We start from the raw sequence: 10,428 nt of genomic DNA on the forward strand, positions 1-10,428 counted from the left end.
GTCGGCGAATCATTGGACAGAGTGACCGCTATCACCGAGGACGAAGTGCGCACCGAGACCGGTTCGGACGCCGCCGCCGCGACCTCGTCAGTCAACGGGTCCGCAGCGGACACCACGCTCTCGGACGGTGCGGCCACCGACCTGCCGGGTGACACCGGTGGGGCCGACGCGAGCCGCGAGCCTTTTCTGACGGTGGTCAAGGGCTCCCCGTCCGACGAGGAGATCGCGGCTCTCGTCGCGGTACTCTCCGCGGTCGCCGCCGCGGGCAGCGGTGACCCGGATTCGTATCTCCCACCCGAGTCCTGGGGTGCTCCCACCCGGATGCACCGAAGCAACGCCCCGTTCTCCCCGTACGCGTTCCCGAACGTGACGGCGTACCGGCGTTGATCCGGATCCTGTGACGTCCTTCGTTCTCGCCTCGGCGTCCCCGGCGCGGCTGGCCGTGTTGCGCAGCGCCGGGGTGGAGCCGGTGGTGCGGGTCTCCGGCGTCGACGAGGACGCCGTCATCGCGGCACTCGGTGCCGACGCCGCCCCGGAGCACGTCGTCACCGAGCTGGCGCGCGCGAAGGCCAACGACGTCCTCCCCGTTCTCGCGCGGGAGGGGATCGCGGATGCCGTGGTCGTCGGATGCGACTCCATGTTGCTGATCGACGGATCCCTGCAGGGCAAACCGGGAACCGTCGACGTGGCCCGTGCGCGCTGGTCTTCGATGGCAGGCCGGAGCGCGACCCTGCTCACCGGGCACAGCGTCCTGCGTCTCGTGAACGGAACGGTCGTGGGCGACGCACACGACCACAGCGCGACCGTGGTCCATTTCGCGAGCCCGCCGGACGCGGATCTGGAGGCCTACCTCGCGACCGGGGAACCACTGCAGGTTGCGGGCGCATTCACCCTCGACAGTCTCGGGGGCTGGTTCGTGGACCGCATCGAAGGCGATCCGTCCAGCGTGATCGGGATCGGTCTGCCCCTCGTCCGCACGTTGCTCGCGGAGGTCGGGGTCGGCGTCGCCGAGCTGTGGGCGACGTCAGGCCGCGTCGACTGACGGTGCGTCGACTGACTGTTCGTCGACCGGCAGATTCCGGCGCGGCAGTGTCAGCGACGCCACAGCGATCGCCGCGGCTACCGCCGCGATGATCCAGAGGATGCGACGTTCCGCCTGCAGAAACGCCTCCCCCGCCGCACTGCGGGTCGATTCCCGTGCGGCCACCACCGCGGAGTCGGCGATCTGCTGCTGGGCGGCACCGAGCGAGGCGCCTCCGGATCCCAGCGACCGGCACTCGTCGGGCACCTTCATCGGAGACGTGGACCCGAGCTGTTCCGTCGCGCACCGCACGAACGTCTCCTCCGCACGCGGGATCAGCGCCGCAGGCACCCCGGCATCGGCGAGCTGAGCGGTCAGAGCCGGCCGCTCGGCCTGGACCGCGTCCGCAGACTGCGTCGCGACGAGGTTGAAGAACACCACGCCGATCACCGCGAGCCCGATCGAGCTGCCCACCTGCTGGACGGTCGGGAGCAGGCCCGATACCGAGCCCGCGTTCCGTGGGTGCACGGTCGCGAGAATCGCCGTCTGGAGCGGTGCCACGAACAGTCCGAGCCCGGCTCCCCCGACGAACAGTGGGCCGGCCAGCGCCGACCAGCGTGGATCGGTGCCCTCGTGCTGCAGTTGCGCCGCGAGCACGACGAGGGAGCCGGCGAAGAGGACCATCCCCAGGGGCAGGACGAGGTTGCCGATACGCCGGTAGACGACGGCGGAGGCCAGCGCGGCGACGCCGGTTCCCAACGCCCAGGGCAGCGTCATCACACCGGCCCGCAGCGGCGAGAATCCGAACCCGAACTGCAGGGTGAGGGAGATGGTGAAGATCAACGACGTGAGCGTGCCGAAGAACACGAACGCGATGGCCGCGCCGAGGGAGAACGCGCGGTCGGTGAACAACTGCAGACGCAGGACGGGGTCGCCGCCCCGGCGCCCGAGTCGCCACTCGTAGACGACGAACCCGATGAGCACCGGCACCGAACACAGCAGCATCACCACGATCGGCGTCGGCCAGCCCCGCTCCCGGCCCTCGGCGAGCGGAAAGATCAGAAGGAACAGTCCGAGCGCCGACAGCACGGCGCCGCCCACGTCGAGTCGGCGGACGCCCTCGGGTTTCGCGTCGACGAGATAGAAGTACCCGAGGACCAGCGCGGCGAGCCCGAGCGGGAGGTTGACGAAGAAGATCAGCCGCCACCCCCAGTCGAACAGATCCCACTGGATGAGAACCCCGCCGACGAGCGGGCCGCAGATCGTGGCGAGCCCGATGGTCGCGCCGTAGATGCCGAACACGCGCGGGTGGGACCGTTTCGGGAAGAGACCCGAGATGATGGCAAACGTCTGAGCCGACATCGATCCTGCGGCGAGGCCCTGCAACGCGCGGGACACGACGAGTGCCGTCGGCGACTGGGCCAGCCCGCAGAGCAGAGAGGCGACCACGAACACGGCCAGTGCGGTCAGGAAGACCCGGCGTCGTCCGAGCAGGTCCCCGAGTCGTGCGGCCGTGATCAGGGAGCACGCGAACGACAGCGTGTACACGCTGACCATGAGCAACTGCGCCGACACCGAGGCGCCCAGGTCTACCGCGATGCTGGGAAGCGCGACGTTGACGATGGTCGCGTCCAGGAGTTGCATGAACACGGCCGCGAGACTGGTGGCCAGACCCAGCCACGGGACCCACCGACGGAGTTCGCCTCGATAGAGTTCGTCACGCTGAGTCTCGAGCATCCGGACAGGCTAGCGGCTCGACGCTCACAGAATGCTGTGAAGTTGTTCAAAGGTTGCTGCATATTACGCCAGGAACTTGCAGCGCACGACCCTAGTGCTCGACACTTGACTGGATCGGGACCGACCTGTAATCACTCTCATACTTCTCCACCTCTCGCGGTCAGGCACCCGGTGCCGCATCCTGTTGCGAGAAGTCCGTGCCACACCGACCGAACTCGCAACCTCGAATCGACACACCAGGAGCCGCTCGATGGACTTGAACTTGATCACCCACTGGAAGCCGGAGCCTGGGCGGGTCATCGAGTGGAAAGTCACGGATGCGAGTGCACGAGCGGCCGCCGCGGCGCCCGTGGATCCGGCACTGCCGACCACCATGCAGGAGCGGCACCTAAGGCGGGCACGACTGGCGGCGAACAACGGCGAGACCCAGTCCCCCTGGATCGGCATCGCCTTCGACTTCCCGGGCAGGCTCGACACCGAGGCGATGACCCGGACCCTCGAGCGGTACGTCCTGCGGCACGACACACTGCACAGCTGGTTTTCCTTCGAGAACGCCGGGGCCGACCCCACGGACACGACCAACGCCGTCCGGCGGCACGTCGTTCCCGCCGACTCCATTGCGCTCGTCGCGCACGAAGGCGAGACTCTCACCACCCCTGAGCAGGTCCGCGACCACATCGCGACGCGCTTCGCGAACGACACGAGCGCGCTCGGCTGGCCGGCATTCGTGTTCGGCGTGGTGGAACACTACGCCGCCGACGCTCCCGGAGCCGACGACACCTTCACCCTGTTCCACGCCGTCGATCACGCACACACCGACATGCAGTCGATGATTCTCACCTTTGCCGAGACTCGGATCATCTATCAGGCAGAACTCGACGGCACCCCGCCGGAGCTGCCCGAACCGGGGAGTTATGTGGAGTACAGCCGGCGGGAACGGGAGAAGGCGGCAACGCTGACCCTCGCCTCCCCCGAGGTGCACGGCTGGATCGGTCACCTGACCCGCAACGGCGGGACCTTCCCGAGCTTCCCCCTCGACCTCGGCGCCGCCGACGCCCCGCAACCGGCCATCGGCAGCCGTTTCGACCTCGCCGACGCCGACGAGTGCGAGCGGTTCGGTGCCGTGTGCAAGGCCAACGGTTCCAACTTCATCGGCGGGGTGTTCGCGGCCCTCGCCATCACCGAACACGAACTGGTCGGGCGCGACCGCTACATGGCACTGTCCCCCCTGACCACCCGCAACGACCCGCAGTTCTACTGGTCCCAGGGGTGGTTCATCAACCTCATCCCGGTCGGGTTCGCCCTCGAGGGGGCCACGACGTTCACCGGTCTCGCCCAGCGCGCGCAGGAGGCCTACCGCTCGGGCAAGGCTCTCGGCGAGGTGTCCGTGCAGCAGGTGATCGACACCGTGCTGGCTCAGGCCGGGCCCGAGGCGATGTCGCAGCACACCACGCTGGCACCGCCCCCAATCGTGTCGTACATCGACGCGCGCCGGTTGCCGCAGACCGACAGTTTCGCGTCGACCCGGGCAACCGGCATCGTGGGCGGCAAGGCCACCCAGATCGCGTCGATCTGGATCAACCGTGTCCTCGAAGGCACGTGGATGGCCGTCTCGCATCCGGACACCGACGAGGCACACCGATCCGTGACCGCGTATGCCGAGCGGTTGTCGACCATCATGAAAACCGTGGCCCACGAGGGCGACTACACGGTGTCACCGTTCGCGCCGGTCGCCGCGGGATCCGCGACGGCGGCGGGAGCGGAGTAGTGCACGTCACGTCGATCGACCGGTACATGCTCGAGCCCGGCCTGGTGACGGAGTGGTCCGTCGCGCCGGGTGCGGTCTCCCCGTCCGCGGTGCCGCCGTCGTACAACCAGCAGTTCCATCTCGACACCGCCCGCACGCACGGCGTCGGCCGAAGCGTGTGGATGGCAGCAGCTTTCGACCTTCCCGGACAGCTCGACCGCGACGCCCTCGCGCAGGCGCTGGTGCATTTCATCCGGCGTCACGACACACTGCAAACCGGGTTCGACGTGAGCCCGGACGCCATGCTGCGCGTGGATCTCGACCCCGAGGACATCACGGTCGTCGCGTCCGAGTCCGAGGTGACGACGTCACCGCACGAACTCCGCGACCATCTACGGTTCCGTTTCACCGAGGCGTGCGATCCGCTGACCTTCCCCGCCTACCTGTTCGCGACCATCGAACGCGATTCCCACTACACGGTGGTCAGTGCGTTCGATCACACTCTCGTCGACGGGTATTCACTGGTCATCGCGCTGGGCGAACTCCGGCAGATCTATCAGAGACTCGTCGGACTCGGCGGCGCTTGTGTGCTCACCGACGCGGACCTGACGGAGGAACTCGGCGATCCCGGCAGTTTCCTGCGGTACTGCGAACTCGAGGCCGAGGCCCCCGTCACCAAGATCGGCGACCCCCGGGTACGCGAATGGGCACGCTTCTACGAGCGGTGCGGCGGCACCGCACCCAGTTTTCCGCTCGACCTGGGTGTCGAGGCGGGCAAACCCGCCCCGCAGGGCGCCGACGTCCGCCCCCTCCTCGACGCCGCGGGCACCGAACGGTTCGAGGAGATCTGCCTGGATTCCGGCGGGAGCCTCTTCACGGGCACGCTCACCGCGATGGGGATGGCGGTGCGGTCGATCAACGGCATTTCCCGGATGCCGTTGCAGTTTCCCCTGCACATTCGCCAGGACCCGCAGTGGGCCAATGCAATCGGGTGGCTCACGACGAGCGCGCCGCTGACGGTCGAGCTGACACCCGACTGCGATTTCCAGTCTTCGCTGGCGCACACCCACGCCTCGTTCCGCACCGCCCTCACACTGAAGGGTGTGACGATGGCACAGGTCCGGGAGGCGCTCGGCGACGGATACCGCCGCACCCGCACGGATGTGTTCATGGTGTCGTACATCGACTACCGCCGGCTGCCGGGCACGGACGATCACGACGAGCTGAACGCACACCACATCAGCAACGTGACGGTCGCGGACGACGCCCAGTTCTGGATCTCCCGCACCCAGCGGGGTCTCGCGCTGCGGTCGCGGTTCCCGGAGACGTCGACGGCGCGGCGTGCGGTCACGGAGTTCCTCGTGCGGCTGCGCGAGATTATGCACGACATCTGCGAGAACGGCGTCACCCCCATCGCCGAGCTCACCAGTCAGCTGAACCTGGAGGGCACTCCGGTCGTCTGAGGGCCGGCAGGCTCCAGCAGTCGCCTGTGCATCGCACGGGCGATCTTGGCTGCCTCGCGCGTGGCCCGCCGCGCGACGTCGCCGTCGAACAGGTCCTCGACACTGGACGTCCACAACTCGACCCACCGGTCGAAGTGGAGCGCCGTGAATCCGTGCCTGCCGTGCAGCGCTCGATGCACCGCAAAGGCGCTGCCGCGATAGTCCCCGGTGCGCAGCAGGACCGTTTCCCAGAAGTCGCACATGACGGGGAGATGATCCTCCACGCCGATCACCGCGAGTGTCTCGAATGCCGGTTCGAGAACGGGGTCGGCGAATGCCCGGCCGTAGAAGTGCCGGAGGAGTACCTCCAGGTCGGCGCGCGTCGAGATGTCGGGCATGAGGCCTCCGTTCGCAGGCGAATCTACGCCCCGATGCAGGCTCCCTCACCGCCCGTGCACGGTAACTGTGAACGCCGGTCGGAAGAACTTCGGCCGTCCGCCTAGAATTGACGCCGTCCCCGTCGCATCTGCCCCAGGAGCCCACCCGTGCCCGTAGCGCCAGATCCCACCCAGTCCTTCGCCGAGTACGCCAACCCCGGTCGACTCGTGTCGACGGAGTGGCTCTCCGCGAATCTGGGCACGCCCGGCCTCAAGGTGGTGGAGTCGGACGAGGACGTTCTGCTCTACGACGTCGGCCACATTCCCGGCGCCGTCAAGGTCGACTGGCATCTCGATCTCAACGATCCGGTGACGCGTGACTACATCAACGGCGAGCAGTTCGCCGACCTGATGAGCCGCAAAGGCATCAGCCGCGACGACACGGTCGTCATCTACGGCGACAAGAGCAACTGGTGGGCGGCGTACGCGCTCTGGGTGTTCACGCTGTTCGGACACGAGGACGTCCGTCTCCTCGACGGCGGCCGCGACGCGTGGATCGCCGAGAACAGGGACACCGCGTTCGACGTCCCCGAGACGTCCCCCACCGATTACCCGGTGGTCGAGCGTAACGACGCCCCGATCCGCGCATTCAAGGACGACGTTCTCGATCACCTCGGCACGGGACCGCTGATCGACGTGCGTTCGCCCCAGGAGTACACCGGCGAACGCACCCACATGCCCGATTACCCCGAAGAAGGGGCGCTGCGCGGCGGCCACATCCCGAGCGCGCTGAGCATTCCGTGGGCCAAGGCGGCGGCACCGGACAGCCGTTTCCGTTCGCGCGGTGAGCTGAACGAGATCTACGGCGGTGTGTCCGCCGCCGACGACATCGTGGCGTACTGCCGCATCGGTGAGCGTTCCAGCCACACCTGGTTCGTCCTCACCCACCTGCTCGGTTACCCGAACGTCCGCAACTACGACGGTTCGTGGACGGAGTGGGGCAACATGGTTCGCGTTCCCATCGTCAGGGGTGAAGAGCCGGGAGATGTTCCCGGCGCATCGTCATGACCGCACTACCCGATTCGCTTGCCGAGATCGTCGACGACTTCGCCGCCGTCGACGGCTCGGACAAGCTGCAGTTGCTGCTGGAGTTCAGCCGCGAACTGGCGCCCCTGCCCGCAGAACTCGAGCAGGACGCGATGGAACCGGTACCCGAGTGCCAGTCTCCGCTGTTCCTGTCGGTCGACGACTCCGACCCGGAGCACGTGCGACTGCACTTCAGCGCACCCGCGGAAGCACCGACGACGCGGGGTTTCGCCTCGATCCTGCACCAGGGTCTGGACGGGCACAGCGCTGCCACCATCCTCGGGATCCCGGACGATTTCTACTCCGCACTCGGGCTCGCCGAGGCCGTCAGTCCGCTGCGACTGCGCGGCATGTCCGCGATGCTCGCTCGAATCAAGCGGCATCTTCGCGGCTAGGCAGGATCTGAACACACACTGATGGAATTCACCGAACTTGCCGACTACCCCGTTCCGGTGGGTGCGCTCACCGAATGGTTACCGTGCGCCCGCTCGGAATGGGTGGACGATCCCCGTCCGGCGTCGTACATCCACGAGGCGCATCTGCGCCGGTGCGCCGACGCCGGCGGCCGGGGGTCCTGGCTGGGCACCGCCTTCGAGATCCGGGGCTCCCTGAACGTCTCGGCTTTCCGCGCCGCGCTGGAGAAGTGGACCGACCGCCACGAGGTGCTGCGGTCGCACACGACCTTCGACACCGAGACCGAGCGCGTGCGACGGCGCACTGTGCCGCAGGGCGGGCTCCACGTGGGGGTCGTCAGCCACGGCTACGACGCCGCCGGCGGCGACAACTTCGCGCACCTGCAGGAACTGTTCGACGAGTACGCCTCGCCGCACAGCTGGCCGTCGTATGTCTTCGCGACACTCGAGACGGTCGAACGCGACCGTTTCACCGTGTTCTTCGCGGCGGATCATTCGATCATCGACGGGTTCTCCATCGTGCTGGTCGCGCACGAGTTGACCGCCCTGTACGAGGAGGCCGTGTCGGGCCGGACGGCCAACCTGTTTCCGGTCGGCAGTTACGTCGACTTCGGTCACGAGGAGCGGGAGACCTCCACCGACGCCGAGGTGAACCGTGAGGCGCTCGACGTGTGGCGGTCCGCGCTCGAGGGACCGGGACTGCCCGAGTTCCCCCTCGAGATCGGCCCGCGTACTCCGCTGGCCCAGCAGAACCTGTCGGCGTGGATCCTCGACGCCGACCAGGCGGCCGCGTTCAACTCGGCCTGCCGCGAGGCTGATGTGGGCTTCTTCCCCGGCCTGCTCGCCTGCCTGGGTCTGGCGGGGGCGGAAGTGGCGGGGCTTCAACGCTTTCGGACGGTCACCCCGGTCCACACACGGCACTCTCCGCAGTGGGCATCCGCGCTGGGGTGGTTCGTGGGTCTCAGTCCGATCGACTTCGCGGTGCCGTCCGACGACTTCGCCGCGGTCGCGCGCGCGGCCGCCGACAGCGTGACCCGAACGAAGCCGATCTCGGTGGTTCCGTTCGACCGCATCGAGAAGGAACTCGACATCCCCATCCGGCCACGCTTCGTCGTCTCCTACATGGACGTGCGGTTCGTGCCCGAAGCGGGCCGTTGGCTCGAGCGCAACGCCCGGGCCCTGCGGAGCAGGCAGTACACCCACGACGTGTACGCGTGGATCAATCGAACGCCTCGGGGCGTCAATTTGGCGGTCCGATATCCGGGCAACGACATCGCTGCCGCGAGCGTCCATACGTGGGTCGCGAGCCTCCGCCGGCAACTGGAACAGGTTTCAACCAACTACCCATCGGTAGGGTTGCGGACCGTCGGACAGGCCTGATCGGAATTTTCGATCCGGTGACAACTCCGATCACTTCGGTGCTTACACTCCGAAGTGATGCCCTAATCCACCGCTGGTGCCCCCAGGGGGCCGGCGCGGAGACAGACCATGCGAACCACAGGAGGCTCAGTGCCCAGTCATGCCAGCGCGCACATCACGAAGGTGCTCGTCGCGAACCGCGGTGAGATTGCAGTGCGGGTGATCCGGGCCGCAGCCGATGCCGGCCTGGCCAGCGTCGCCGTCTACGCCGAACCCGACGCCGACGCCCCGTTCGTGCGCCTGGCCGACGAAGCCTTCGCCCTCGGCGGTCAGACCTCCGCCGAATCGTATCTGGTGTTCGACAAAATTTTGGACGCCGCCGCCAAGTCCGGCGCCGACGCCATCCACCCCGGCTACGGCTTCCTCTCCGAAAACGCCGACTTCGCCCAGGCCGTGCTCGACGCCGGCCTGATCTGGATCGGCCCCTCCCCGCAATCGATCCGCGACCTCGGCGACAAGGTCACCGCCCGCCACATCGCCGAAAAGGCCAAGGCCCCGATGGCCGCCGGCACCAAGGACCCGGTCAAGAACGCCGACGAGGTCGTCGCCTTCGCCAAGGAATACGGGGTCCCCGTCGCCATCAAGGCCGCGTTCGGCGGCGGCGGCCGCGGCATGAAGGTCGCCCACACCATCGAGGAAATCCCCGAACTGTTCGACTCCGCCACCCGCGAGGCCGTCGCCGCGTTCGGCCGCGGCGAATGCTTCGTCGAACAGTATCTGGACAAGGCCCGCCACGTCGAAGCCCAGGTCATCGCCGACCAGCACGGCAACGTCATCGTCGCCGGCACCCGCGACTGCTCCCTGCAACGCCGCTTCCAGAAACTCGTCGAGGAGGCCCCCGCCCCGTTCCTCACCGACGACCAACGCCACCGCATCCACACCTCCGCCAAGGCCATCTGCAAGGAGGCCGGGTACTACGGCGCCGGCACCGTCGAATACCTCGTCCAGGGCGACACCGTGTCCTTCCTCGAGGTCAACACCCGCCTGCAGGTCGAACACCCCGTCACCGAGGAAACCGCCGGCATCGACCTGGTGCTGCAACAGTTCAAGATCGCCAACGGCGACAAACTGGACATCCTCGAGGACCCCACCCCCCGCGGGCACTCCTTCGAATTCCGCATCAACGGCGAGGACGCCGGCCGCGGGTTCCTGCCCGCCCCCGGCCCGGTCACCAAATTCGTGCCCC

The 10,428-nt window shown here is 67.8% G+C and carries 10 protein-coding genes; 8 read left to right on the forward strand and 2 right to left on the reverse strand.

Annotation, left to right across the window (positions count from 1 at the left end; translation table 11 throughout):
• Positions 1 to 21: 21 nt before the first annotated feature.
• A complete protein-coding gene (locus RJ1_RS43705; RefSeq protein WP_073370770.1) occupies positions 22 to 387 on the forward strand; it encodes an acyl-CoA carboxylase subunit epsilon in 366 nt (121 codons plus the stop codon).
• A gap of 10 nt (positions 388 to 397) precedes the next feature.
• Positions 398 to 1,042, forward strand: coding sequence for a Maf family protein (locus RJ1_RS43710; protein WP_073370736.1), 645 nt, complete (start codon positions 398 to 400; stop codon positions 1,040 to 1,042).
• On the opposite strand, the gene RJ1_RS43715 is transcribed toward RJ1_RS43710, so the two are convergent.
• Positions 1,025 to 2,758, reverse strand: coding sequence for an MFS transporter (locus tag RJ1_RS43715; protein ID WP_073370738.1), 1,734 nt, complete (start codon positions 2,756 to 2,758; stop codon positions 1,025 to 1,027). The genes RJ1_RS43710 and RJ1_RS43715 overlap by 18 nt on opposite strands.
• A gap of 250 nt (positions 2,759 to 3,008) precedes the next feature.
• Here RJ1_RS43715 and RJ1_RS43720 point away from each other — a divergent pair, with 250 nt between their 5' ends.
• Both RJ1_RS43720 and RJ1_RS43725 read left to right on the forward strand, forming a co-directional pair.
• Positions 3,009 to 4,526: a condensation domain-containing protein gene (locus RJ1_RS43720; protein ID WP_073370741.1), complete on the forward strand. Its 1,518-nt coding sequence runs from the start codon at positions 3,009 to 3,011 to the stop codon at positions 4,524 to 4,526.
• On the forward strand, positions 4,526 to 5,968 hold the full coding sequence (locus RJ1_RS43725; protein ID WP_073370751.1) for a condensation domain-containing protein: 1,443 nt from the start codon (positions 4,526 to 4,528) through the stop codon (positions 5,966 to 5,968). The genes RJ1_RS43720 and RJ1_RS43725 overlap by 1 nt, the downstream gene beginning before the upstream one ends.
• Here RJ1_RS43725 and RJ1_RS43730 read toward each other — a convergent pair.
• Positions 5,935 to 6,345, reverse strand: a complete 411-nt coding sequence (locus tag RJ1_RS43730; protein ID WP_073370754.1) for a group III truncated hemoglobin — start codon at positions 6,343 to 6,345, stop codon at positions 5,935 to 5,937. The genes RJ1_RS43725 and RJ1_RS43730 overlap by 34 nt on opposite strands.
• Positions 6,346 to 6,492: 147 nt before the next feature.
• Here RJ1_RS43730 and RJ1_RS43735 point away from each other — a divergent pair, with 147 nt between their 5' ends.
• From RJ1_RS43735 to RJ1_RS43750, 4 genes are all read left to right on the forward strand, one after another.
• Positions 6,493 to 7,392 carry a sulfurtransferase gene (locus RJ1_RS43735; protein ID WP_073370756.1) on the forward strand — a complete coding sequence of 300 codons (900 nt, stop codon included), beginning with the start codon at positions 6,493 to 6,495 and terminating at the stop codon, positions 7,390 to 7,392.
• Positions 7,389 to 7,805: a SufE family protein gene (locus RJ1_RS43740; protein WP_073370759.1), complete on the forward strand. Its 417-nt coding sequence runs from the start codon at positions 7,389 to 7,391 to the stop codon at positions 7,803 to 7,805. The genes RJ1_RS43735 and RJ1_RS43740 overlap by 4 nt, the downstream gene beginning before the upstream one ends.
• Before the next feature lie 21 nt (positions 7,806 to 7,826).
• Complete coding sequence (locus RJ1_RS43745) at positions 7,827 to 9,203, forward strand: condensation domain-containing protein (RefSeq protein ID WP_073370768.1); 1,377 nt, start codon at positions 7,827 to 7,829, stop codon at positions 9,201 to 9,203.
• Positions 9,204 to 9,332: 129 nt separating this feature from the next.
• The coding region (locus tag RJ1_RS43750; protein ID WP_143169605.1) for an acetyl-CoA carboxylase biotin carboxylase subunit at positions 9,333 to 10,428 on the forward strand (1,096 nt) is incomplete at its 3' end.

It is taken from the genome of Rhodococcus jostii NBRC 16295 (genome assembly GCF_001894825.1).
GTDB classification, from domain to species: Bacteria; Actinomycetota; Actinomycetes; order Mycobacteriales; family Mycobacteriaceae; genus Rhodococcus_F; species Rhodococcus_F jostii.

Bases quoted from the DNA above. Each gene is read 5' to 3' on its own strand.
- RJ1_RS43745 (WP_073370768.1), top strand. From the start codon at position 7,827: ATGGAATTCACCGAACTTGCCGACTACCCCGTTCCGGTGGGTGCGCTC.
- RJ1_RS43730 (WP_073370754.1), bottom strand. From the start codon at position 6,345: ATGCCCGACATCTCGACGCGCGCCGACCTGGAGGTACTCCTCCGGCAC.
- RJ1_RS43720 (WP_073370741.1), top strand. From the start codon at position 3,009: ATGGACTTGAACTTGATCACCCACTGGAAGCCGGAGCCTGGGCGGGTC.
- RJ1_RS43715 (WP_073370738.1), bottom strand. From the start codon at position 2,758: ATGCTCGAGACTCAGCGTGACGAACTCTATCGAGGCGAACTCCGTCGG.
- RJ1_RS43740 (WP_073370759.1), top strand. From the start codon at position 7,389: ATGACCGCACTACCCGATTCGCTTGCCGAGATCGTCGACGACTTCGCC.